At 40.9% G+C, this 24,387-nt stretch carries 21 protein-coding genes and 1 pseudogene; 19 read left to right on the forward strand and 3 right to left on the reverse strand.

Annotation, left to right across the window (positions count from 1 at the left end; genetic code table 11):
* Window positions 1-207 precede the first annotated feature (207 nt).
* The 7 genes and pseudogenes from ACDD58_RS12270 to ACDD58_RS12300 form a co-directional block, all read left to right on the forward strand.
* Window positions 208-1,008, forward strand: a complete 801-nt coding sequence (locus ACDD58_RS12270) for a FlxA-like family protein (protein WP_370777703.1) — start codon at window positions 208-210, stop codon at window positions 1,006-1,008.
* Between the two features lie 21 nt (window positions 1,009-1,029).
* A complete protein-coding gene (locus tag ACDD58_RS12275) occupies window positions 1,030-1,785 on the forward strand; it encodes a hypothetical protein (protein ID WP_227061396.1) in 756 nt (251 codons plus the stop codon).
* A gap of 65 nt (window positions 1,786-1,850) precedes the next feature.
* Window positions 1,851-2,447 carry a hypothetical protein gene (locus ACDD58_RS12280; RefSeq protein WP_006859435.1) on the forward strand — a complete coding sequence of 199 codons (597 nt, stop codon included), beginning with the start codon at window positions 1,851-1,853 and terminating at the stop codon, window positions 2,445-2,447.
* A gap of 27 nt (window positions 2,448-2,474) precedes the next feature.
* A complete protein-coding gene (locus ACDD58_RS12285) occupies window positions 2,475-3,233 on the forward strand; it encodes a hypothetical protein (RefSeq protein WP_155219730.1) in 759 nt (252 codons plus the stop codon).
* 33 nt (window positions 3,234-3,266) lie between these two features.
* Window positions 3,267-3,452, forward strand: coding sequence for a hypothetical protein (locus tag ACDD58_RS12290; RefSeq protein WP_370777704.1), 186 nt, complete (start codon window positions 3,267-3,269; stop codon window positions 3,450-3,452).
* A 37-nt stretch (window positions 3,453-3,489) separates the two neighbouring features.
* Window positions 3,490-3,882, forward strand: coding sequence for a DUF6033 family protein (locus tag ACDD58_RS12295; RefSeq protein ID WP_182002540.1), 393 nt, complete (start codon window positions 3,490-3,492; stop codon window positions 3,880-3,882).
* Window positions 3,883-3,886: 4 nt separating this feature from the next.
* Window positions 3,887-4,312, forward strand: a pseudogene (locus ACDD58_RS12300) (DUF6033 family protein); the annotation flags it as partial.
* Window positions 4,313-4,591: 279 nt separating this feature from the next.
* Here ACDD58_RS12300 and ACDD58_RS12305 read toward each other — a convergent pair.
* Window positions 4,592-5,218: a DUF3879 family protein gene (locus ACDD58_RS12305; protein ID WP_117918782.1), complete on the reverse strand. Its 627-nt coding sequence runs from the start codon at window positions 5,216-5,218 to the stop codon at window positions 4,592-4,594.
* Between the two features lie 305 nt (window positions 5,219-5,523).
* On the opposite strand from ACDD58_RS12305, the gene ACDD58_RS12310 reads away from it, so the two are divergent.
* The gene (locus ACDD58_RS12310; RefSeq protein WP_370777706.1) at window positions 5,524-6,882 is read left to right on the forward strand and encodes an ATP-binding protein; all 1,359 of its coding nucleotides are present in this window, start codon (window positions 5,524-5,526) and stop codon (window positions 6,880-6,882) included.
* A 118-nt stretch (window positions 6,883-7,000) separates the two neighbouring features.
* Here ACDD58_RS12310 and ACDD58_RS12315 read toward each other — a convergent pair whose 3' ends face one another.
* On the reverse strand, window positions 7,001-7,876 hold the full coding sequence (locus ACDD58_RS12315) for a helix-turn-helix domain-containing protein (RefSeq protein WP_370777707.1): 876 nt from the start codon (window positions 7,874-7,876) through the stop codon (window positions 7,001-7,003).
* 198 nt (window positions 7,877-8,074) lie between these two features.
* Here ACDD58_RS12315 and ACDD58_RS12320 point away from each other — a divergent pair, with 198 nt between their 5' ends.
* Window positions 8,075-9,829: an ABC transporter ATP-binding protein gene (locus ACDD58_RS12320; RefSeq protein WP_117918488.1), complete on the forward strand. Its 1,755-nt coding sequence runs from the start codon at window positions 8,075-8,077 to the stop codon at window positions 9,827-9,829.
* A 1-nt stretch (window position 9,830) separates the two neighbouring features.
* Window positions 9,831-11,615 (forward strand): ABC transporter ATP-binding protein, encoded by a 1,785-nt coding sequence (locus ACDD58_RS12325; RefSeq protein ID WP_118209064.1) that lies wholly within the window; start codon window positions 9,831-9,833, stop codon window positions 11,613-11,615.
* Between the two features lie 167 nt (window positions 11,616-11,782).
* On the opposite strand, the gene ACDD58_RS12330 is transcribed toward ACDD58_RS12325, so the two are convergent.
* Window positions 11,783-13,336 (reverse strand): response regulator, encoded by a 1,554-nt coding sequence (locus tag ACDD58_RS12330; RefSeq protein WP_370777710.1) that lies wholly within the window; start codon window positions 13,334-13,336, stop codon window positions 11,783-11,785.
* A gap of 243 nt (window positions 13,337-13,579) precedes the next feature.
* Between ACDD58_RS12330 and yicI the strand changes: the two genes are divergently transcribed.
* The 9 genes from yicI (at window position 13,580) to ACDD58_RS12375 (ending at window position 24,354) form a co-directional block, all read left to right on the forward strand.
* Window positions 13,580-15,919 carry an alpha-xylosidase gene (yicI, locus tag ACDD58_RS12335; protein WP_370777711.1) on the forward strand — a complete coding sequence of 780 codons (2,340 nt, stop codon included), beginning with the start codon at window positions 13,580-13,582 and terminating at the stop codon, window positions 15,917-15,919.
* Window positions 15,919-18,096: a beta-glucosidase gene (locus tag ACDD58_RS12340; protein WP_370777712.1), complete on the forward strand. Its 2,178-nt coding sequence runs from the start codon at window positions 15,919-15,921 to the stop codon at window positions 18,094-18,096. Before yicI ends, ACDD58_RS12340 begins: the two co-directional genes overlap by 1 nt.
* 93 nt (window positions 18,097-18,189) lie before the next feature.
* Window positions 18,190-20,376: an EAL domain-containing protein gene (locus ACDD58_RS12345; RefSeq protein WP_370777714.1), complete on the forward strand. Its 2,187-nt coding sequence runs from the start codon at window positions 18,190-18,192 to the stop codon at window positions 20,374-20,376.
* Window positions 20,377-20,382: 6 nt separating this feature from the next.
* Window positions 20,383-20,739, forward strand: a complete 357-nt coding sequence (locus ACDD58_RS12350; RefSeq protein WP_117918476.1) for an Hpt domain-containing protein — start codon at window positions 20,383-20,385, stop codon at window positions 20,737-20,739.
* 5 nt (window positions 20,740-20,744) lie between these two features.
* Window positions 20,745-21,431: a 4'-phosphopantetheinyl transferase superfamily protein gene (locus ACDD58_RS12355; protein WP_243006704.1), complete on the forward strand. Its 687-nt coding sequence runs from the start codon at window positions 20,745-20,747 to the stop codon at window positions 21,429-21,431.
* A gap of 58 nt (window positions 21,432-21,489) precedes the next feature.
* Entirely contained in the window at window positions 21,490-21,993 is a 504-nt protein-coding gene (gene greA, locus ACDD58_RS12360) for a transcription elongation factor GreA (protein ID WP_015560761.1), read from the forward strand.
* A gap of 15 nt (window positions 21,994-22,008) precedes the next feature.
* Window positions 22,009-22,881, forward strand: a complete 873-nt coding sequence (gene metF, locus ACDD58_RS12365; RefSeq protein WP_006859631.1) for a methylenetetrahydrofolate reductase [NAD(P)H] — start codon at window positions 22,009-22,011, stop codon at window positions 22,879-22,881.
* Between the two features lie 81 nt (window positions 22,882-22,962).
* A complete protein-coding gene (locus ACDD58_RS12370; protein ID WP_022113237.1) occupies window positions 22,963-23,439 on the forward strand; it encodes a hypothetical protein in 477 nt (158 codons plus the stop codon).
* Window positions 23,440-23,514: 75 nt separating this feature from the next.
* On the forward strand, window positions 23,515-24,354 hold the full coding sequence (locus tag ACDD58_RS12375; RefSeq protein ID WP_370778747.1) for a DUF4300 family protein: 840 nt from the start codon (window positions 23,515-23,517) through the stop codon (window positions 24,352-24,354).
* Window positions 24,355-24,387: the final 33 nt, after the last annotated feature.

The following is a 24,387-nucleotide window of genomic DNA, read 5'->3' on the forward strand; positions in this document are numbered from 1 at the left end:
GATTTTTAAGGAAACGGATTTCAGAATTTAAGCTCAAGGAGGCCAAATCCTCTCCTCGCCATGGGGCTCGGATTTTGCTTCGCAAAACAAGGAGGCTAAATCCTCTCCTCGCCATGGGACTCGGATTTTGCTTCGCAAAACAAGGAGGCTAAATCCTCTCCTCGCCATGGGACTCGGATTTTGCTTCGCAAAACAAGGAGGATTAAAATGAGAATCAATGGATTTAGTGGGACAAATACGCAGACAGGAACAATGGGAATGACACAGGGGAATGATTCTGTAAGTAAAAATATTCAGAATCAGATTGCAAATGCACAGCAGAAGCTACAGGATTTATCTTCGAATGAAGAAATGTCATTAGAGGATAAGATGAAAAAGCGTCAGGAGATACAGCAGGAGATTAACAATCTCAATCAGCAGTTAAGACAGCACCAGATCGAGCAGAGAAATAAGCAGCAGAGTAAAAATTCGTCATCTATGGATGATATGGTGGCTGGAACAAGTAACACTTCAAAAAAGAAAGACACCGGATTGTCACAGGCAAGTATGCAGGCGATGATCTCAGCAGATTCTTCCATGAAACAGGCAAAGGTGCAGGGAAGTATGGCAACACAGATACAGGGACGTGCCAGTGTGCTTGAATCTGAAATCAAACAGGATGCCGGAAAAGGAAATACTGAGAAGAAGGAAGAAGAACTGGCAGAGCTGCAGGCAAAGGCACAGTCTGCGACAGCAGCACAGATGTCTACACTTGCAGATGCAAATAAATCAGTAGAAGAAGCTGCAAAAGCGGAGAACAGCAATACAGAAGACACTGCAACAAAGAACAATACTGATAAATCCGAGAAAACACAGGAATCTGCGGGGGCTGCGGCAGAGGAGACAGACAGCGTAAAGAATACGGATATCAAAGGGGAAACACAGGTGACAGTAGAAACACCGACTCTGGAAAATGCACAGAATGCAACACAGCAGGCAGTGTATACACCGATTGATATTCGTTTATAGTTGGTAAAGGAGAATGGTATTATGTCAGAGATTAAGAGTTTTAGTGATTACACAAGTAAATATAACAGCAATGTAGATTATTCCGCATTATTTGGAGGAACTTCCGACAGTTCATCCGTAGGAAACACCAATATGCTTTCTGATTATGCTGCGATTAAAAACGGAAGCTATGGAAAACTTATGAAAGCATATTATGCAAAGCAGGATGCAGAAAAATTATCGGGGAAAGGCGATACTTCACAGAAGCTTACACTGATGAAAACAAGTGCGGATTCCCTGAAAAAATCAGCAGATGCACTAAACGATGCGTCACTCTGGGAAAAAAAGAAAATAAAAAAGAAGGATGAAAAGACCGGGGAAGAAACAGAGGTAGAGGATTATGACTGGGATGCAATTACCAAAAAAGTGAAATCTTTTATTGATGATTATAATGATGTTGTTAAGGAGGCAGGAGAATCCAATACAAAAGATGTCCTTAGAAATGCTTCATGGATGACAGGCATGACAGACAAAACCAGTCATTTACTTTCTAAAATAGGTATTACCATAGGAAAGGGTAACAAGCTGGAGCTGGATGAAGATGAATTGAAGAAAGCAGATATCAGTTCATTGAAAACGGTTTTTACAGGTTACAATTCCTTTGCAGGCAAAACAGCCCAGAAAGCAACTGGTATATCAAATGCTGCGAACCGCGCAAGTGCGACTTATACAAACAATGGTACATATTCTAAAAAGGATTCCTCTCTAACGTCAAGTAAGATAGATAAGGAAGTATAGTATGTTAAGCCTAAATGACAAGAAGAAAAATCTTTTGTATTAATTTGTCGGGAAGGAGGAACCAGATGAGTTTTACAGTCAATTTATCCGGTGGAGGTTTACTGATAAATAGATTTAATAGTTCTAATATGTTGAAAAGTACACAGGAAAAATTGCAGCGACAGCAGGAACGGGATAATAAGGTGGCTTTTTTTGAAGCACAAAAAGAAAATTTGAAAAACCGAAAGGCTGACAGTTTGGAAGAAATCTCTGAAAAGCTGGAAATGTTTCATAATTATGAGGATGAAATTGCGGCAGCAAATCAGGAGTATAATAATTCACAGATGTTTCATGTCATGGACGAGGCAGAAGAACATGGCGAAAAGATTGCGGAAGCTGCTGAGAGGAATAAGCCTAAAACAGAAGAAGAACGAAAGGAAGAAATGGTGGATGAAGCTCTTGGAACAGAGGAAAACAAGGGCATGATGTCTGAAATCATGGACGAACTTTCGGAGACAACCGAAGAAATGACAGAGCAGATGACGGAAAAAACTGTGGAGAATATGGAAGAACTTCCAGACGAGGTTTTGCAGGAGCAGCTTGCTACAGATAGTTTAGAGGCAGCAGAAATGGTACAAACAGACACAATTAAAAGGTATGTGCCGATTGATATTAGAGTCTGATGGTATTTATCTGGGAAGGAAACAGCTATGAAGATTTACAATAATACAAATATTACATATTCTGCAATCGAACATAACAGCAGGAAAAATACAAAGCAAAATGTTCCGGCAGATTTAGAAAAGAAAATGACACAGTATACAGATACACTTTCCATTTCCAAAACAGGGCAGGAGAGCTTTCGACATTTATCTTCTGTCAGTTCTATGGATTATCAGAACCGTTTTGAGAAGGAAGTGACGGATATATTTGTCAAAGAAGATACAGAGAGTGTAAAAACTGATTCCTTTGAACATCATGTAAACAGAATGGCAGAAGCATATAACAAAATGAAAAACAGCATTGAAGAAAAATATGCGGAACAAGATTATGAGCCGGAGTATTATGTGACAGAATCGGGCAAAATTGAGGAATTAACCAAAGAAAAAGAAATGGATATGCTGAATCAGGCATATGAAAATCACAGTAATTTTATGGCAACTTCAACAGAAATCTGGTCAGAATTACAGGATTTTACCCCATCGGTAGTTTACCATAAAGGAAGTGAACAGACAGCAAATGAACAGAACATAGGTGAGAACCAGGAGAATACTGCTAAATCTAAAGAAAAGGGGGTTATCCAAAATTCGGCATATCAGGCATTTTTATCCGCCATCCAGTCGGATAACCAGAAATTATCGCAGCAGTATTCGGGTGACTGGAAAGATTTAAGGCTAAGTCTGAATGTATCAGATGGTGATCGGAAAATGCTTAATGGTATTTGGGATTATTATGCTAATAAAAGGTAATGAAAGCTTTGTAATACGAAAGGAGATGTTAGTATGGCAGTTACAGGTGTAAACAATTACTCTAATATTTACACAAATGCTTATACCGGTAATATACAGAAAAATAATGCTAAGGAAACCACAGAAAAGCAGGTTGTGGAGCAAACAGAAGATGTAAAGACAGGGACAACCCGAAAAACTGCAGCGGATGAACTTTCCTATCTTTCTAAAAAAAAATGACAATTATAGTTTTGTATCAGCAAATTATAGTCCGGGGATGAAATATGGTAAATCAACTACCACGAATGTAGCGATTTCTCCTCAGTTTTTAACAAAAATGGCAAATGATTCAGACTTAGAAGATGAGTACATAAAAGAAATTGGTAACATGAAAAAACTAGATGAGCAGTTTGCAAAGCAACAAGCAGATATTGGATGGAGAGTTGAACAGGGATGGGCAATAGATAAAGATGGAAATATTAGTTCATGGGCAATAGGACATAAAGATTCAAAAGTAAAATCCTTTCTCCAGAATATGAGTGAAAAAGCCGAAGAAATCCTACAGAAGCAGTTGGAAAAAGCAAAGGATACAAAGGAAGAAAAAGAAGTATTCTCGATGAAAAAGCATAAAGAAGTTATAAAAAAGAACAAGGTTGATTTGAAGGTGTAAATAATCAGATTCGAAGTATTATGCAGAAAAAATGCATAGCATTGAGGGAGCCTTGCGTATGTCAGATGAAATCAATGCCCAGTTCGGATTTGAAAGAGTATTCGGTAAGACTAACGGCAATGCAGATACTGATACAAAAATTACAAAATTTGGCATCTCTTTTAATAGTGACGGAATTACAACATTCTATGCAGAGTTAGAAAAATCATCAGCCAGTCAGAAAGAATATCTTGAAAAAATTCAGGAAAAGAAAGCTGCTGAGAAGAAAGAGATAAAGAAAAAGGAACAATCCAAGCAAATCGAAGTACGAAAAACTACGGTTCAGGCAAATTCAAAAGAAGAACTTTTGGATAAGATCAAAAACGTTGACTGGGATTCCATCAAGTCGGAGGAGAATAAAATCGGCGGAAGATTTGATTTTTCAGTTTAGTTTATTCAGATGAGAATAGAAGCAATTTCATAAAATCTTACATACACACTTGACAATATTCCGCCGAGCGCGGCGTCGGTGAAGGGGTTCGCACCTGTGGTGTGCCAACAGAGGTATCGCGGATGCACTCATGGAAAAAATGACACCTTTAATAATGAAGAATAGTGTACAGAAATAGCAAATGCTGTGAAATCAATGGTGTAAATATCAGAAATAAGGAAGCTAAAAGTTGGGCGGCAGATTAGTTAATAATTTGCCGCCTATATACATTTCTCTCCTTTATACCGATACATCAATAGAATTATGAACGAGTCTGTTACCATTTTGGACAAGTGTAGCTTCTACGGATTCTCTTGTGACATTATCAAGAATGCTTGCATCAAATGCTTGTCTGGGCTTCCAATTTGGATTGGCTGATTTTACTGCCGCATACATAGCAGCTCTATACTGTCCTTCATATTGTTCTAAAGTCCATGTACCACTTAAACGCTTATCTTTGCTGACGCTCAACTGATAATCTTTGAAAATATCGGAACGCTTTGTTGTGTCACCATTTGAAAGACCTTTTTCCTGAATAAATTCCCGCTTCACATTATCAAACATTTTTTGACGATGATCTTCGGATATATTTGTAAGTTTCTGCCATGATGTACCTTTTCCAGTAACATCCATACCTGCAACACCATTTGAATTTAATAAATCTCCGTCCGAATCAAACTGCTTCATCAGATTTTTAATAATCGTATCCCTTCCACCGAATATTTCATATATCATCTTTTCTTCCGGAGACATCATGGATTCATTTTCAATTACTCCAGATAACCAGCTTTTTTCTTTCAATGCCTTATACTGTTTACTATTTGTATTGATACTATTATAGGTATTACCTAAACCGTTAATATTCATTGACATATAAAAGCCTCCCTGCAAATAAATTCAAAATCCGTTTAGAATCAGTACTATATAATATATCATCGCAAATTCCAGAAAATTAATAACACAGTATATAATATAAAATGCTTTTCCCGATATAATTAGGTAAGATTTATGATTGGAAATGAGGAAAAGCATGAACATATGACTTTATAGAATGTGCGTATAATCATAAAAAATATGGTTATAATACTTGCGTATAATCAAAAAACAATTTACAATATGTGTATAATCATAAAATATAGAACAAATATATATGCGCATAATCTGGAGGAGCTATGATATTAAAAAGAAAAATATATAAAAAACTACTGGAATGGAAAAAGGAGTGTCAGGGGAAAAAAGCTTTACTGATAGAAGGCGCCAGACGTATTGGAAAGTCTACCATCTGCGAAGAATTTGGAAAAAGCGAATACAAAAGTTTTCTTCTGATTGACTTTGCTAAAAAAGATAAGGAAGTTGAGGGGTATTTTGAGAAATATCTGAATGATCTGGATACATTTTTTATGTTATTACAGACACATTTTGGAACAAAACTGACAGAGAGAAACTCTCTTATTATTTTTGATGAGGTGCAGATGTTTCCACAGGCAAGAGCAGCGATAAAATATTTAGTGGCAGATGGAAGATATGATTATATCGAAACTGGTTCATTGATATCTATCAGAGAAAATGTAAAGAACATCGTCATACCGTCAGAAGAAAGACATATCAATATGTATCCATTGGATTTTGAAGAATTTGCAATAGCATTAGAAGAAGATTTGCTGGTTGAATATATAAAAAAATGCTTTGAAAAAAGAGAACCTTTGGAAAGAAGTATGCATAATCAGGCAATGCTTTTGTTTCATCAGTATATGCTTGTTGGTGGGATGCCTATGCCTGTAGTAACATTTATTGAAAGCAAAAAAGATTTTACAGAAGCGGATAGAGAAAAAAGGGACATTCTTAAATTGTATCGGGAAGATATTATGAAAATAGATGCAAAGTATCGAAGTAAGGTACTTGCAATTTATGACCAGATTCCGGGATTTCTTTCACAGCATGAAAAAAGAGTGATATTCAAAAAGCTGCAGGATGGAAGTTACGCAGACCAGTACGAAGGAACATTTTTCTGGTTGTCGGATTCTATGATATCTAATGAGTGTTTTTTGTGTAATGCCCCTAATGTGGGTTTATCATTAAATGAGACAAGGAGCTATGTAAAGTGTTATATGGGAGATACCGGGCTTTTGGTAAGCCATGCATTTGATGAGAATGAATTACTCGAAGATGAAGTGTATAAACAGATATTGGCAGGCAAATTACAGATTAATGAAGGAATGCTTTATGAAAATGCAATAGCTCAGATGCTGGTGGCAAATGGACATAAATTATATTTTTATACACACTATAATGAAAATAAGCATCGAAATGATATGGAAATAGATTTTATCATTTCCAATAACAGCAGATTAAAATATAAGATGTTTCCGATTGAAGTGAAGTCAGGAAAGCAATACAAAACGACCTCATTAAATAATTTCAGAGAAAAATACAAGGAGCGCATAGGGGAAAGTTATATTATTCATCCAAGAAATTTAATTGTAAAAGATGGAATTATATGCATTCCCCCATATATGACGATGAATATATAAAAATCTGACATACACACCAAGTTTTGGAGAGGATGGCATTATCAGTAAAAGATTCCAGAATGGCAAGGAACTGGAATTCGCAGGCTCGAAAGATTTCTGGAAAAAATTTTTAAATGAATCATAATAATTTACGGATCTTTGACGGCGGCATCCCAAATCGTTTTTTAAACAGCTTGCTGAAATGATAGACATCATCATAGCCGACTTCGGCTGCAACTTCCTGGATGCTGCCGTCAAAGCCGTTTTCCAACAATTCTTTTGCTTTTTCAAGGCGGATATTGATCAGGTGGCGGATCGGTGTATCGCCTGTCTCACTTTTAAAAATACGTGAGATATAAAAAGGACTTAAGTACATATTTTCTGCAATCTGATCTAAAGAAATCTTTTCACTGTAATGATCCTCAAAATAATTTACGATCTGGTCAACTACATATTTTTTGCTGGTAGATTCAAAAGAGCAGCCGGTATTAATTTTTACCGGTTCACTCTGTTCCCGCAGCAGCAGGATCAGCATCTGCATCAGATAACTTTTCAACATGATATAACGTCCGCTGCGGCAGACGTCATTTTCTGCGCTCATGGCTGTGCAGATCTTAAACAGCTTCTGGCGCAGTTCACCGGAGGTATGTAAAATAGGAGACTGTGTGGCTGGATTGGATGTCAGATCTTTTAAATGCAGCGGCAGATAATTTTCCGGGAAATCCCCAAAACGGACGTCACATAATCCAACAAAAAATTCCGTAGCCGGATTGGAAGGGTCTGTGCAGAGTGCCTGATGCTTCTGCCCCGGATTTAAAATAATGATATCGCCCTCGGAGATATCATACAAGGAGCCATTGATCCGGTATCTTCCGTGACCGGACAAAATAAAAGCCATCTCGATGAAATCATGGCTGTGATAGAGTTCCTCGTCTTTCAGACGGGTGCCTTTCCAGGTAAATAAAAAAGTAGGATTCAGTTGGTCAAGCAGTTCTTCCCGGTTGTCACAGCACATAGTGATCTCCATTTCTTTGTATAAGTCTGAAAAATTATTTTGTCAATCATGTCATAGTATATCACATTCCCCATCAGAAACCATCCCCTCCGTTGCAAAAAATAACATGAACGGTGCAAGATAGTACATTCCTTTTTACCCCAGAAGTACTATACTGAAAATCCGAAAGAAAAACAAAAAGGGAGTAGGAGGGTTATTATGACACCAATGAAATGGTTCTTTTCATTTCTGAAAAAGTACCGGGGACTGATGATAATTGGTATTTTACTGACCACAGCGGTATCTGTGTTATCGGTGGTCAATCCGTACATATCCGGGCAGATCGTGGATCAGGTCATAAGCGGGGGCAGATATGATAAGCTGATGCCGTTTATCGGCTGTCTGATCGGCGTTACGGTCGTGATGGGGATCTTACGTTTTCTGTTTCAGGTAGCATTTGAGACAGCGTCGCAGGGTGTTTTGTACGATATGAGGGATAAGGTTTACCGAAAACTTTTGGAAGAGGATTTTGCATTTTATAACAAGAAGCGTACCGGGGATCTGATGAGCCGGCAGACCGGAGATATGGATGCGATCCGTCATTTTGTGGCGTATGTGGTCTACATGGTTTATCAGAGTGTGCTGATGTTTGTGTTTGCGCTGCTTATGATCTTTACCGTCAATACAAAACTGGCACTTGCCATGCTTGTGGTACTGCCGTTTACTGCATTTGCAACTTATCGTCAGACAAAAGAGGTACGTCCGGCATTCAAGCGCAACCGTGACTGTTTTTCTTCACTCAATGCGTTTGTGCAGGAAAATGTCAGTGGAAACCGCGTGGTAAAAGCATTTGCAAAAGAGGATTTTGAGATTGAAAAATTTAATAAGGAAAATGATAAATTCCGTGCGGCACAGATTGATGCGTCAAAGATCTGGATGAAATATGTGCCGGTATTTGAGGTGCTTTCGTATGCACTGACGATCATTCTGATCCTATATGGCGGCTATATGGTGATTCAGGGAGAAATCACGTTAGGGCAGCTTGTTACCGTAAACGGATATTTATGGATGTTAAACAACCCGCTGCGTCAGGCAGGATGGCTGGTCAATGATATCAGCAATTTCACAACTTCCGTGGAGAAAATCTATGCGACCTACAGTGAGGAACCGCATGTAAAAACACCGGTATCCGGAGTGGTAAAGAAGCATTTGAAAGGTGAGATCGAGTTTAAAAATGTATCTTACCGTGCAGATGATGAAGACATTGTCATGGATGTCAATTTTAAGGTAAAACCGGGGCAGACCGTCGGTATTATCGGTTCTACCGGAGCCGGAAAATCAACGATCATGAATCTGCTCTGCCGGTTTTATGACACGACTTCGGGAGAGGTACTTGTGGATGGTGTGAATGTCCGCGACATGGATCTTTATAACCTGCGGGATAATATCGGTATGGCAATGCAGGATGTATTCCTTTTTTCGGACACGATCGAAGGGAATATTGCATACGGAAGACCATCCTGCTCCTTTGATGAGGTAAAACAGGCTGCAATCATGGCGGATGCCAATCATTTTATCGGGGCACTTCCGGATGGTTATGAAACAATTGTAGGTGAGCGTGGTGTCGGACTTTCCGGCGGACAGAAACAGCGTATTTCGCTTGCAAGGGCGTTGTTAAAAGATCCGTCAATTCTGATCCTGGATGATACGACGTCAGCGGTGGATATGGAGACGGAGAGTTATATCCAGAGCCAGTTGAAAAAACTGGATAACAAATGCACGATCTTTGTCATAGCATACCGTATTTCTTCCATCAAAGATGCAGATCTGATCCTTGTCATGGATAACGGACGTATCATTGAACAGGGAACCCATGAGGAATTGGTGGCAGCAGGCGGTTATTATGCGACAGCTTTCCATAACCAGTATGGTGAGATCCCACAGGAGATTTTAAGCGGAAAGGGGGAAAAATGAGATGGCAAGAAACAGATATGATATGGATGAAATATTAGAGGACAGCTTTGATGTAAACCAGCTCAAACGTCTGGCAGGCTATATTGCCCCATACAAAAAGAAGATGGCAGGCGTTATACTTTTAATGCTTTCTTCCTCGGCGCTTACCATGGCAATCCCGATCTTTTTTCAGAATGTCATGGATAACAGTATTCCGCAGAAAGATATGAGCTCCATTATCTTTTACAGCGCTGCAACATTGCTGATCGCACTTTATTCCGGTCTTTCCCTGCGGATCAAGATTAAGACCATGAGTGTGATCGGACAGGACATTGTGCATGATATCCGTTACGATATTTTCTGTCATCTGCAGGAACTCCCGTTTTCCTATTATGATGACAGACCACACGGAAAGATACAGGTGCGTGTGGTTAATTACGTGAACAGTTTAAGTGATCTTTTAAGCAATGGTATTGTCAATACATTTACAGATCTGTGCAATCTGATCTTCATTCTGATCTTCATGTTTGCATTAGATGTACGGCTGACATTAGTCTGCCTGTGCGGACTGCCGGTGCTTGTATTTGTGATCATCCTGATCAAGAAAAAACAGCGCAGGGCATGGCAGATCCAGAGCAATAAACAGTCAAACCTGAATGCTTATATTGCGGAAAGCATCAACGGAATCCGTGTGACACAGTCTTTTGTGAGGGAAAATGAAAATACAGGTATCTTCAACAACTTAAGTAAAAATTACCGGAAATCCTGGATGCGTGCGGTAATGTTTAATTTTACAATGGGACCGAGTGTTGATATTATCTCTACATTTACGACGGCACTGATCTATGTGCTGGGTGTCCGATGGATCTTAGCACCGGATATGACACTGACGGTCGGTGTGCTGATCGCATTTACCGCATATATCGGGCGTTTCTGGGCACCGATCAACACGCTGGCAGGATTTTATAATTCACTTTTGACAGCAATCTCTTATCTGGAGAGGATTTTTGAGACGATCGATGAGCCGGTTGGTGTCAAGGATGCACCGGATGCAATTCCGATGCCGGAAGTGGTGGGAGAAGTGAAATTTTCCCATGTGTCTTTTGGGTATGAACCGGGGCAGAAGATTCTGGAAGATATTAATTTTACGGCAGAACCGGGTGAAACTTATGCGATCGTCGGTCCGACCGGGGCAGGAAAATCCACGATCGTGAACCTCATCAGCCGTTTTTATAATGTAGATTCCGGAGTGATCACGATCGATGGCATTGATATCTCGAAGGTGACATTGCACTCCTTAAGAACCCAGATGGGGATCATGATGCAGGACAGCTTTATTTTTGCAGGAACGATCATGGATAATATCCGCTATGGCAACCGCAGTGCAACGGATGAGGAAGTGATCCGGGCAGCAAAAACAGTCTGTGCACATGATTTTATCATGGAGATGGAAAACGGTTATGAGACAGAAGTGAATGAAAGAGGAAGCAGGCTTTCTGCCGGTCAGCGACAGCTTATTTCCTTTGCAAGGGCACTGCTTGCAGATCCGAAGATCCTGATCTTAGATGAGGCGACTTCGAGCATTGATACCGAGACGGAACTGCTTTTGCAGAAAGGATTGAACGAACTTTTGAAGGGACGGACTTCTTTTATCATTGCACACAGACTTTCTACGATCAAAAATGCAGACTGCATCTTATATGTGGATAAAGGCGATATTTTAGAGCGTGGAAATCATGACGAACTGATGGAACAGAAGGGTGAGTATTATAAACTTTATATGTCACAGTATGATTTCTTAAAATGACAGGCAATGCGGTGCCATTTGCCAATCGAAAAACTTAAAGCCAGCGTTTGACACTCGGATCTTAAAAATAAAAACTGCCGCCTCACGGTGATATGCCCCCCTTTTTCTGAACTTACAGAGAAAGGGGGACATCTATTCACCCGTAGGGCGGCAGTTTTTATGAAAATTTATTCATTTTTATGTTCTTTCCGGTATTCTGCCGGACTTTTTCCAACATATTTTTTGAATTTGATATGGAAATAATCGACATTCCGGTAACCGACTTTTTCTGCGATCGCATAAACTTTTAACTCTGAGGAACAGAGGAGCTCCATCGAGTGTTTGATGCGGACATGGTCGACATAGGAGTTAAAGTTTTCGCCCATCTTTTTGCGGAAGATCTTTCCGAGATACGAGCTGTTGTAACCAAACAGCGGTGCAATATTTTCCAATGTGATATTGCTTGCATAATTGTGGTTGATGTAATGTAAGATATCATCCAGCACGCTTTCACGGGAAGAGTTGCCGATCGAGGACATGATCATTTCAAACTGTTCCGTGAAGAAAAGGATGATCTCATAGAGATAATATTTTTCTTCAATCAGCCGGATGATGTCTGCATTGCTTGGAAATGGGATATTTGCGCCATTATAAAGGCGGTTTGTCTGTTCCTTGATCTGCAGATAAAGGTCTGTCAGAAAAAGCCGTATGGAATCGATCGTATCGGCAGCATGGTAAAGCTCATTGGTAAGCTGTGTTAAGTTTTCCGCTAACATGTTGCGGTTGAATGCCTGAAGATATTCAAACAAACTGGTGGCATAACGGTTTAAAAAAGCATCGTTTAAGATCAGTTTTAAACTGTCTGGTTCCGGCAGCTCATCATAGCCGATGGTATGTTGTTCCTGTTCGCAGAAGAAGCGGCGCTCTAAGAGCTGTTTTGCCTGTATATAAGAAGTATGGACTTCTGAAAGCTCTGACACGCATGCACCGTATGTAATAAAAAGACTGTCGAGCGGCGAGTTCTCCTGAGGGCGGCTTTCCCTCTGGTAACGCTCTAAAAAATCATTAAATTTCTGGATCGCAAAAGTTCCTTTCAGCAAAATAACTTCCTGATACTGCAAGGTGATATTATCGTAGGAATTATTATCCTGATTGGTCACACGTAAAAGATCTGAAAAGCGGTAGGAGGCATCTGCAGTGTTATGACTGTATTTCTCATAGATCACAACCTGGTAAGTGTCTGCTGTCAGATGCAGATCTGCAGCATTTACGTGGGAGAGATCGATTTCATTCGTTAAAAGATCCCGGATGATGGTTTCCCTTGCTTTTTCACGGTAATGCTCCCTTGTATTTGCAGTTGCAGTGTCTTTGTCTAAAGTTTCTTTGATCGAGCAAAGAATCTCTTCTAGTTCATCCTCGTCAATAGGTTTTGTCAGATAATACTGCACGCCATAACGGATGGCCTCCTGCGCATATTTGAAATCAGAATAGCCGCTTAAGATAATGACTTTTCCGGTAAAACCCTGTGCCCTTGCTTCACGGATGACATCAAGTCCGAGCATTCCCGGCATGCGGATATCTAAAAGAACGACATCCGGCTGTAAGGCAAGGAGCTGTTGATAAGCAACCTCACCGTTAGCAGCTTCACCGGCGATCGTATAGCCGAGAGCCTCCCAGTCAAACAGACATTTGATACCTTCACGAATAATGGATTCGTCATCTGCGATTAAAACCCGATACATACTATAACCTTCCTGTTCCAGTGATAAAATAACTAAAAGTAAGTATAAATGTGAATGTTTTGTTTGTCAAATTTACGGAGTGTTTTATGTATAATTTAGAGGGTATTTTTTGTGGGGCAGGTATAGTAAGATGAGATAAAATAAGAAAACTACAGGGAGGAAAATCCTCTGCGCCTGCAAGAGGCAAATGCTATAAAAAACATAGCATGCATTTTCCTCCGGAAAACAGGGAGGATTTATCATATGAAATTCAGTAACGGATGCTGGCTGCAGAAAGAGCGTTGTGAGTGCTTTTCTCCGGCAGAGGTATATTTTTCAAAGATTGAGAAGGATCAGGTAACGATCTGTGCACCGACAAGCAAGATCACGCAGCGTGGAGATACGCTTGGAGGAATTAATCTTACCATCGTGATCTCAGCTCCATATGAGGAGGTTTTAAGAGTTCAGACTTATCATCATATGGGTGTGCAGAAGAAAGCACCATCCTTTGAGATCGCACCGGCAGAGAGCGGACATTTAAAGGCGGAAGAGAAAGCAGACAAATTGATTATTTCAAGCGGATCACTGCGTCTGGAGGTGCAGAAAGAGAATGGGGCACTGACTTTCTACCGCGGTGAGGAGAAAATCACGGCAAGCGGCTGGAGAGACCTTGCATATATGAAAACCGACTGGAAAGGTTTTGCTTATGACAAAGGACCGGAAGATGCTTATATGAGAGAGCAGTTATCTCTTTCCGTGGGTGAGCTGATCTATGGTCTTGGTGAACGTTTTTCCGCATTTGTAAAAAATGGACAGAGTGTGGATATCTGGAATGAAGATGGCGGTACTTCCACAGAGCAGTCTTATAAGAATATTCCGTTTTATATTTCAAACAAAGGATATGGTGTATTCGTAAATCATCCGGAGTGCGTTTCTTTTGAGGTTGCAACAGAGATGGTGACAAAAGTAGAGTTTTCCGTACCAGGCGAAAATCTTGATTACTTCCTGATCAACGGACCTACGATGAAAGAAGTGCTGATGCGTTATACAGATATCACCGGAAAACCATCGCTTCCGGCACCGTGGACTTTTGGACTCTGGCTGTCCACATCTTTTACGACCAACTATGATGAAAAGACAGTCAACAGTTTTGTCGATGGAATGTTTGACCGCAAGATCCCGTTATCCGTATTCCATTTTGACTGTTTCTGGATGAAAGATTTTAACTGGTGTGATTTTACCTGGGATTCAAGAGTTTTCCCGGATCCGGAGGGAATGCTAAAACGACTGAAAGCAAAAGGTTTAAAGATCTGTGTATGGATCAACAGCTATGTGGGACAAGAGTCCTCCATGTTCCAAGAAGGCGTTGAGGGTGGTTACTTCTTAAAACGTCCAAACGGTGATGTATGGCAGTGGGATATGTGGCAGCCTGGACTTGCCATCGTTGACTTTACAAATCCTGCGGCATGTGAGTGGTATGGAAAAAAATTAGAGGCACTTCTTGATATGGGTGTGGACTGCTTCAAGACCGACTTTGGTGAGAGAATACCGACGGATGCAGTATATTATGACGGATCTGATCCGGTTAAGATGCATAACTACTATACATACCTTTACAATAAGGTGGTATTTGATGTATTAAAGAAGAAAAAAGGCGAAAAAGAGGCAATTCTTTTTGCACGTTCTGCAACTGCGGGCGGACAGAAGTTCCCGGTTCACTGGGGCGGTGACTGCTGGTCTGATTATGAATCCATGGAGGAAAGTCTTCGCGGCGGTCTGTCACTGACAAGTTCCGGTTTTGGATACTGGAGTCATGATATCGGAGGATTTGAGAGTACTTCCACATCGGATGTATACAAGAGATGGTGTGCGTTTGGACTTCTTTCTTCCCATTCAAGGCTGCATGGATCTACTTCTTACCGTGTGCCGTGGGCATATGATGAAGAAGCAGTGGATGTGGTACGCTACTTTGCACAGCTTAAGGCATCTTTGATGCCATATCTGTACCGCAATGCGATCGAGACGTCCAAAACAGGTATTCCTATGATGCGCAGCATGGTACTTGAATTTACCGAAGATAAAAACTGTGCATATTTAGCAACACAGTACATGTTAGGTGATTCCCTGCTCGTTGCACCGATCTTCCGCGAGGACAGTATCGCAGAATATTACCTGCCGGAGGGAACATGGACATCCTTACTGACCGGAGAAGTCAAAGAGGGAGGTAAGTGGTACAAAGAGAAACATGGTTACTTAAGTATTCCTCTTTATGTCAAAGAGGGTAGTATTGTGGCTATGGGAGCAAGAAATGATAATGCAGTTTATGACTATGCAGATGGTGTGACATTCCGTGCATATGCATTAAAAGATGGCATCAAGGCAGAAACTGTCGTATATGGAACGGAAAATGAAAAAGAAGCATCTGCAAATGTTGTAAAGAACGGATCTTCTTATCAGATCGCGGTAGAGAGTAATAAGGCATCCAAAGTGGCATTGATGAACGTTGGCACTCCAAAGCAGGTAACCGGTGCATCCTATACACAGGATGGGGAAAATGTCATCGTAGCATTTGACGGTAACGGCAAGGCAGAGGTTGTATTTTAATGCAGGAAACATATATTGAACAGATTTTAAATGAACTGACTTTAGAAGAAAAAATCGGTATGATCCACGGTGCGGGGTTATTCCGCACCGAAGGGGTAAAGCGGCTTTCCATACCGCCGCTTTACATGTCAGATGGTCCAATGGGGGTGCGGGCAGAATTTGCAGACAATGAATGGCGCAATATTGGAACGACGGAAGATTATGTGACCTATCTTCCATGTAACAGCGCCATCGCATCCACGTGGAACCGCAATCTGGCGAAAAAAGCAGGCAGGGTTTTAGGCGAAGAGGCAAGAGGCAGGGGTAAGGATGTGATCTTAGCTCCAGGTATTAATATCAAACGAAGCCCGCTCTGTGGAAGAAATTTTGAATATATGAGTGAAGATCCAAGACTCATCGAAGAACTGGTGGTTCCGATGATCGAGGGAATCCAGGAAAATGATGTGGCAGCATGTGTAAAACATTTTGCAGCAAATTCGCAGGAAACAGAAAGACTCTGGGTTGATACGATCGTTGATGAGGCTGCACTGGAAGAAATTTATTTTCCGGGATTTAAAGCAGCAGTACAAAAAGGACACACGCTTGCACTGATGGGAGCTTATAATCTGTTAAACGGCGAGCACTGCTGTATGAGTAAGTCCCTGCTTAATGAGAAGCTGCGGAAAGACTGGAAATTTGATGGAGTCGTGATCTCCGACTGGGGAGCAGTACACGATACGAAAATGGCAGCAGAATCCGGTCTGGATATTGAGATGGATGTCAAATATCAGTTCCATGAGCAGTACATGGCAGATCCGCTCTTAAAAGCTGTGAGAGATGGAGACATTGAGGAATCAATGGTTGATGAAAAGGTGCGTAATATTCTTCGGATGATGCTGCGTCTTAAGATGATCGGACCAGAGAAAAAGAACCGTAAAACCGGTGCATATAATACGGAAGAACACCGCAGGGCAGTGCTTGATGTGGCACGTGAGTCAATGATCCTGCTGAAAAATAAAGATCATGTACTGCCTCTTTGCACAGAATCCGGCTGCAGGGTTGCCGTGATCGGTGCAAATGCCGCAGCAATCCATTCGAATGGAGGCGGAAGTGCAGAGATCAAGGCATTGTATGAGATTTCGCCGCTCATGGGAATCAAAAAACTGCTCGGCGGAAATGTCAATGTTTCCTACGCACCGGGATATGTGATCCCGGACAAAGAGGAAGCGTCTGAGATCAACTGGCAGGCGGCAAGTACAGAGAATGCCGGGGATACGGAAAATGAATGTACTGTAAGTGGAAGTACGCAGGGAAAACAGCAGAAAGCCACAGCGGATGCATATCACAAAAAACAGAAAGAAGCCTTAGAGGAAGCAGTTGCACTTGCAAAGGCGAGTGATATCGTTATTTTTGTGGGCGGATTGAATCACGATTTTGATGTGGAGGGACTCGACCGCACAGACATGAAGCTGCCTTACGGGCAGGATGCGGTGATAGAGGCTCTGTTAAAGGCTGCACCGGATATGGCAGTCTGCATGTATGCAGGGTCACCGGTTGAGATGCCATGGACAGAAAATGCAAAAGCAATTCTCTGGAGTTATTATGCAGGTATGGAAGGCGGAACTGCGATAGCAGAGACTTTGTTTGGAAAGGTAAATCCGTCCGGAAAACTTGCAGAAACGTTTATCCGGGATGTGTCACAATGTCCGGCACATACGATCGGAACTTTTGGAAAGAAAGACCGTGTGGAATACCGGGAAGGGGTAATGGTTGGCTACCGTTATTATAATACAGAAAAAACAGATGTATTGTTTCCGTTTGGACACGGACTTTCCTATACAGATTTCGTTTATGATGATCTTAAAATCGCACAGCAGGAGAGTGAAAAACAGACTGTTAAGGTTTCATGTACTGTGAAAAATAAAGGTGTCCGGGAGGGTAAAGAAACTGTTCAGATTTATGTTGCACGGGAGCAGGAAAAAAACAGAATATTTCAGGAATTAAAAGCATTTGAAAAAGTGGAACTGGCTGCTGGTGAGGAAAAACAGATCTGTTTTACTTTGAATAAACAGGATTTTGCACATCATGATGTGCAAAAAAAGATGCTTTTGCCGGTGAGTGGGACTTATGAAATTCAGGTTGGAGCGTCATCGGCAGATATCCGTCTCAGTAAAAAAATCAATGTTATTTTTGAATAAGGATAAATTATGGCTATTGAAAAGAAACTCTGACTTTGCTATGATAAAGTCAGGGTTTTTTTGTGGATTTTTATGGGGCAGATAGGTGAGTGTATGGCTGAAAAGGGTAAGGTATTAATTGTAGATGACAAGCAGATTGAACGTGTCATGTTGAAAAAGATTCTGAGTGACACATACGAGGTTGTTGAAGCAGAGAATGGCAAAAAAGCATTTGAGATACTTTATGAACGAAGCGAGGAGATAACGGCAGTGCTTTTGGATATCGTTATGCCGGAGTATGATGGTTATTATTTCTTAGAGCGATATTATAAAGCACAGATGTATCAGGCAATTCCTGTGGTCGTGCTGACGATGGAGATTGATATTGAAACAGAAGTCAGATGTCTTAGTATGGGGGCATGGGATTTTATACGGAAACCGTATAATGTGGATGTTGTCAGGTTTCGTTTGAAGAACGTGATCGGCAGCAGCAGTAAAAACATCAGCAAAGCGTTAAAGTACCGTGCGGAATATGATATTCTTACCGGCATCTACAATAAAACGAATATGTTTCAGGCAACATCTGCCATGTTAGAGCGATATCCGGACAGACATTTTGCATTTGTGCGGATGGATATTGAAAAGTTCCAGCTGATCAATTCATTTTTTGGAATGAGTGCCGGGGACGAGCTGTTAAAATATATTGCAGATCTTCTGATACGCGCAGTAAAAAACCGCAATGACATCACTTTCGGCAGGATGGATGCGGACATCTTCTGTTTTTGCATGTCCTATGAAAATACAAAAGAACTGGTGGAGAGTTTTGATAAGATGAGGGATATCTTGAGCAGATATCCGCTTGATTTTGATATTGTACCGATATTTGGTGTTTATCTGATCGCGGGGAAGAAAATAACACCAAACCATATGTATGACAGGGCAAACCTTGCTGCAAAACACTGTAAGGGTAATTATATCCGCAATTATGCATTTTATACACGGCAAATGAGTCAGGAGATCGAAAAGGAACAGCGTATCGTAAACAGTATGAAAAGCGCACTTGAAAATCATGAGTTTGTCGTTTATTACCAGCCGAAATACGGACTTAGCGATAATCAGATTGCAGGTGCAGAGGCGCTGGTGCGCTGGAAACATCCGGAACGGGGGATGATCTCGCCGGGAGAGTTTATACCGGTATTTGAACGGAACGGTTTTATCACAAAACTGGATTATTATGTGTGGGAACAGACCTGTATCCAGCTCAGAAGGTGGTTAGACGAGGGAAAACAGCCGCTTCCGATATCGGTAAATCTTTCAAGGATTAGTCTATATAATAAAGAAGTAGTGGAAGTGATCTGCGATCTGGTAGACAAATATCAGATTCCGCGCAGACTTTTTCAGGTAGAGCTGACAGAGAGTGCGTACAATACCAATCCAAAAGCGGTGCAGGAAATGATGCAGCGATTGCGGGAAGAGGGATTTTATATTCTGATGGACGATTTTGGAAGCGGATATTCTTCTTTAAATGTTTTAAAGGATATAGTGGTAGATGTTTTAAAGATGGATATGAAATTCTTTTCCGGGGATGATAAGGAAGGACGCGGAGAAAATATCATGGCTGCCGTGATACGTATGGCAAAATGGCTGAATATGCCGGTTGTGGTAGAAGGTGTCGAACGGATCGAGCAGGTGGAGTTTTTAAGAAGCATAGGATGTGAGTATGTACAGGGATATTATTTTGCAAAACCTATGCCGGTGGAAGAGTATGAAAAGCTGCAGTTTGACAGACCGCATTCACAGAGGGAGAAAGATACAGAACGGTTAGTTGATATAGATAGCCTGTGGATGCCGGCATCCCAGCTTGAAACCCTCTTTTTAAATGCAAAACAGGGGGTGGCTGTCTATGAGTACAGCAAAGATCAGATTGAGACCATTCGCGTAAATAATGCATATTATGAAATGTTTGGATATCAGGATATCAGCCAGAAAAAAGATATTTTCCAGGAAATTCCCAAACGGTATCATAAACGTGTTCTGGATGCATTTTCTCATACAGCAGATACCGGACATGAAACACAATGTGAGTTCTCAAAGAAAAATGAGGCAGGGGAAGAATTTTATATTTTTTTAAAACTATATGATGTTGGGATCGTAGGAAATAAACATATCATATATGGTGTATTTTTGAATGTGACAGAACCAAAACAACTGGAATGGGAATTAGAAAAATACAGACTGCTGTTATCCGGAAAGCGTAAATCCGGGGAGAGGGAACAGACAAAAGAACAATCGGAGGAATGATAGAAAATGAATGAGGTATTGGAAGGATTAAATGCGTGGGGATGCGACTTAGAAGGAGCTTTAGAGCGTTTTTTAGGGGATGAAAAATTATATCAAAGCTGTCTTCCGATGGTGGTAGAGGACGAGTCTTTTGATGGTTTGAAAGAGGCACTTGCAGCAGATGAGAGAAAAAAGGCATTTGACTGCGCACATACATTAAAGGGTGTATTTGCAAATATGGGTATTACCCCGATGTTTGAGACGGTTGTAAAAATCGTAGAGCCGCTTCGTGCTGGGAAAAATGATGGACTGATGCCGGTGTATGAGGAATTGCTGGATGAAAGGGAACATCTTAGAAGCATTATCCAGACAAAGGGAGAATAAGATACGTGAAGATTTATATGACAGATACGCTTCCATTGGAGGATGAAAAGATATTTTCGCAGATGCTGCCCTTTATTACAGAAGACCGGAAAAATAAAATCGTTCAATTAAAGAAAAAAGAAGACCGGTGCAGATCACTGGCAGCAGGGATACTGTTAGAGTATGCGTTGCGGGAATATGGAATCAGTCTGTTACCTGGGAAAATGCAGCAAATGGTTCTTACATTCGGAGAGAATGGAAAGCCGGTATTAAAAGAAAATATCGGCATATATTTCAACCTGTCACATTCGGGAAGATATGTGGCAGGTGTTTTTTCGGACAGTGAAGTGGGAATTGATGTGGAACAGATCCGGAAAGGACAGATGAAAGTGGCAGAACATTTTTTCTGTCCGGAGGAATATCTGGCATTACAAAAGGGAAAAATGAAAAAAGCAGACTGTTATTTTACAGAGTTATGGACAAGAAAAGAAAGTTATATCAAAGCGGTTGGAAAAGGGATAGCATTGGATCTTGCATCGTTTTGTGTACTGCAGGATCAGGTTAAATTTTTAAAAGCGGGGCAGACGGGAGAATGGTATCTGCAAAGCTATGATCCCGCAAGTGGATATATATTGTCAGTATGTGCGAAAAAATGTACAAAATGCGAAATTCAATGGATCAGTAAAGAGATGTTTACACAGAAATTTATTTGACGGAAAACTGGAAAGAATTTATAATAATCGCTGAAATGACAAGTAAGGAGGAAGATTCATGTACGACGAATTGACCGAACAGGATATAAAAAAGATGGAAGAGGAGATTGAGTACCGAAAACTTGTGGTGCGCAAAGAGGCCTTAGAGGCAGTGAAGGAGGCAAGAGCGCAGGGAGACTTAAGTGAGAATTTCGAGTACCATGCGGCAAAGAAAGATAAGAACCAGAATGAGAGCCGTATCCGCTATTTAGAGAGAATGATCAAAACAGCAAAAGTGATTTCAACGGATTCTGCAGAGGATGAAGTTGGTATGAATAATACGGTGACGGTTTATTTTGAGGAGGACGACGAGGAAGAGGTTTATAAGATCGTGACAACAGTCCGCGGTAATTCTTTAAAAAATTTAATCAGCAATGAGTCACCGCTTGGAAAGGCATTGCTTGGACATAAGGTTGGTGACCGCGTGGAAGTGGCTGTCAATGAGAATTATTCTTATTATGTCGTAATACGGAAGATCGAGAATACCGTGGATGACGGTTCCGATAAAATAAGACGCTTTTAGCAGAAAGAGGGATTTATGAGACTTACAGAATTATTAAATACAGAGAATGTAACGATTTCCTGTGAACTGTTCCCGCCGAAACAGGGTGCACAGTTAGACAACTACAAAAAGATTGTCGGAGATATGGCAGCATTGAAACCGGCATATATGAGTGTTACTTATGGTGCAACCGGCGGAACTTCTGATTATACGGTAGAACTTGCAAATGAAGTGCGAAATGTGAATCATATTCCGGCACTGGCACATCTCACCTGTGCATCTTCGACTAAGGAGAAAGTTGCCTCTGTGATTCAGGAGTTAAAAGAAAAGCAGATTGAAAATGTACTTGCACTGCGCGGAGATATCCCGCAGAACGCGGATTTCCCGCTGCCAAATCAGTATAAACATGCAAGTGAGCTGATCTATGATATCAAATCACAGGGAGATTTCTGTATCGGCGGAGCCTGCTATCCGGAAGGACATCCTGAGTCACAGACATTAGAGGAAGATCTGATCCATCTGAAAGAAAAAGTGGATGCCGGATGTGAGTTCCTCACAACACAGATGTTTTTTGACAATAATATTCTTTATAACTTTATGTACAAAGCACTAAAACATGGAATCGATGTACCTGTTGTGGCAGGAATCATGCCGATCACTAACGCAAATCAGGTAAAACGGAGCATTGCATTGTCGGGAAGTTTGGTGCCACGCCGTTTCCTTGCAATCGTCGACCGCTTTGGCAGTGACCCGGCTGCTATGAAACAGGCAGGTATCGCCTATGCGACAGACCAGATCATCGATCTGATCGCAAACGGTGTCAACCATGTACATATTTATACGATGAACAAACCGGATGTTGCAGGAGCGATTCTTGAGAACCTTTCGGATATTTATGTGAGGGACTAGTACGGCTATTTGTTTCCGGGCAAAATATATGGCTTTTATGAAAAAAATAATATCATTAGCTGCTTAGAAATGGAGATTAATATGAAAAAACAGGAAGAAATTTTCCATGAGATCCAGGATATGATGGGAGAGACAAAAGAGGGAAGAATCCGCTGGAGTGTAGAGGTTCAGACTACGGAGGCAAATCCGGTAGAAGAAAAACCCGTTGAGCATGAAGATGGATTGGATTGGACGATTGATGAGTGTTATGTTTCTTATTATTGCAAATACAAAGGAAAAGATTTCTGTCTGATCACTTATGAAATGTTAAAGACTGCAAACAGCAGCACAGGAGAGCAGAAAGTAAAATCCAGCAATATGGTATTTTTACCACCACTTGGGATGCGTTTTTTTGATATTCATGCGCTGCTGCCATACAGCATAGAGGTATCGAATGTATTACTTGATGCAATACACCGTCTCTGGGTAATGCTGCTTGATATGTATAAAGTGGACAAGGGCAGTATCTATTTGAATGTAAGACCCGGAACACTCACGATCGAGGATGAAAAGAATTGACAGGAACGATTTTTACGTCATGATCATTTAGGGGAGAAGAGGTAATATCTGTTGAAAAAACAAACCAAAACAGCCATGAAGCTGTCTGTTATTGCTATGATTGTGTCTGCATTTATGATGCTGGCAGCCTGCACAGAAACAGTGCAGAAACAAAAGATACCTGGTGCAACATATATGGGAGGGAACAATACGATTACTGAGATCTGTAAAGAACTTGACTCTGCGGGAGCTGCTCATGTAGATATATTTCGGGAATGGGCGGTTGATTTTGCAGATTCCGCAGGAAAAAATGCGAAGCTGGAAGATACATGGTCAGATCCTGGGAAAATGAAAGCGGATATCGGTAAATGTATGGATGGCTGGGAACAGAATCATGATTATTCAGATGCGGACTGTAGAATGACAGCTTTTCTCCTGTTAGATGGGGTGATCCACTCAGAATTAACGGAAGATCATTATGAGGGAACCTATCTGATGTTTGACACAGAAGCGATAGATAATGTGGACAGATATGAAATCATAAAAGAGAACAAAGACATGTTTACCACACTTTATGGTGAAAAGAGTGTTACGGATGACAGACATCCGGAATCTGCATTTTGCGACAGCTGGAAAGAATATGGATTTCAAATAGATAATGACAGAATATCACTTCTTAGTATCGTAATATATGATCCATATACGGATGCTGTTTTTGTAGGTCATACTGGTATCCTGATAAAGTATAGTGATTATTATTTGTTTGTAGAAAAGATTGCATTTGAACAGCCATATCAGGCAACTAAGGTGCAGACGATTGATGAACTGCTCGATATCTTGTCCTTAAGACCGGAATATTTTGGAGAAGAGGGAGAACCCGGACCATTTGTTTATCATAATGGAGATTATATTGGAACGTTAAAGAGAACGACTTAAGAAAGCATAAGGAGAATTCAGATAAAAAGAAAG

It is taken from the genome of Roseburia sp. (assembly GCF_041325975.1).
GTDB lineage: Bacteria > Bacillota > Clostridia > Lachnospirales > Lachnospiraceae > Roseburia > Roseburia rectibacter.

Coding starts and splice junctions, on each gene's coding strand:
- ACDD58_RS12270 (WP_370777703.1), top strand. CDS start 208: ATGAGAATCAATGGATTTAGTGGGACAAATACGCAGACAGGAACAATG.
- ACDD58_RS12275 (WP_227061396.1), top strand. CDS start 1,030: ATGTCAGAGATTAAGAGTTTTAGTGATTACACAAGTAAATATAACAGC.
- ACDD58_RS12280 (WP_006859435.1), top strand. CDS start 1,851: ATGAGTTTTACAGTCAATTTATCCGGTGGAGGTTTACTGATAAATAGA.
- ACDD58_RS12285 (WP_155219730.1), top strand. CDS start 2,475: ATGAAGATTTACAATAATACAAATATTACATATTCTGCAATCGAACAT.
- ACDD58_RS12290 (WP_370777704.1), top strand. CDS start 3,267: ATGGCAGTTACAGGTGTAAACAATTACTCTAATATTTACACAAATGCT.
- ACDD58_RS12295 (WP_182002540.1), top strand. CDS start 3,490: ATGAAATATGGTAAATCAACTACCACGAATGTAGCGATTTCTCCTCAG.
- ACDD58_RS12305 (WP_117918782.1), bottom strand. CDS start 5,218: ATGAATATTAACGGTTTAGGTAATACCTATAATAGTATCAATACAAAT.
- ACDD58_RS12310 (WP_370777706.1), top strand. CDS start 5,524: ATGATATTAAAAAGAAAAATATATAAAAAACTACTGGAATGGAAAAAG.
- ACDD58_RS12315 (WP_370777707.1), bottom strand. CDS start 7,876: ATGTGCTGTGACAACCGGGAAGAACTGCTTGACCAACTGAATCCTACT.
- ACDD58_RS12320 (WP_117918488.1), top strand. CDS start 8,075: ATGACACCAATGAAATGGTTCTTTTCATTTCTGAAAAAGTACCGGGGA.
- ACDD58_RS12325 (WP_118209064.1), top strand. CDS start 9,831: ATGGCAAGAAACAGATATGATATGGATGAAATATTAGAGGACAGCTTT.
- ACDD58_RS12330 (WP_370777710.1), bottom strand. CDS start 13,336: ATGTATCGGGTTTTAATCGCAGATGACGAATCCATTATTCGTGAAGGT.
- yicI (WP_370777711.1), top strand. CDS start 13,580: ATGAAATTCAGTAACGGATGCTGGCTGCAGAAAGAGCGTTGTGAGTGC.
- ACDD58_RS12340 (WP_370777712.1), top strand. CDS start 15,919: ATGCAGGAAACATATATTGAACAGATTTTAAATGAACTGACTTTAGAA.
- ACDD58_RS12345 (WP_370777714.1), top strand. CDS start 18,190: ATGGCTGAAAAGGGTAAGGTATTAATTGTAGATGACAAGCAGATTGAA.
- ACDD58_RS12350 (WP_117918476.1), top strand. CDS start 20,383: ATGAATGAGGTATTGGAAGGATTAAATGCGTGGGGATGCGACTTAGAA.
- greA (WP_015560761.1), top strand. CDS start 21,490: ATGTACGACGAATTGACCGAACAGGATATAAAAAAGATGGAAGAGGAG.
- metF (WP_006859631.1), top strand. CDS start 22,009: ATGAGACTTACAGAATTATTAAATACAGAGAATGTAACGATTTCCTGT.
- ACDD58_RS12370 (WP_022113237.1), top strand. CDS start 22,963: ATGAAAAAACAGGAAGAAATTTTCCATGAGATCCAGGATATGATGGGA.
- ACDD58_RS12375 (WP_370778747.1), top strand. CDS start 23,515: ATGAAGCTGTCTGTTATTGCTATGATTGTGTCTGCATTTATGATGCTG.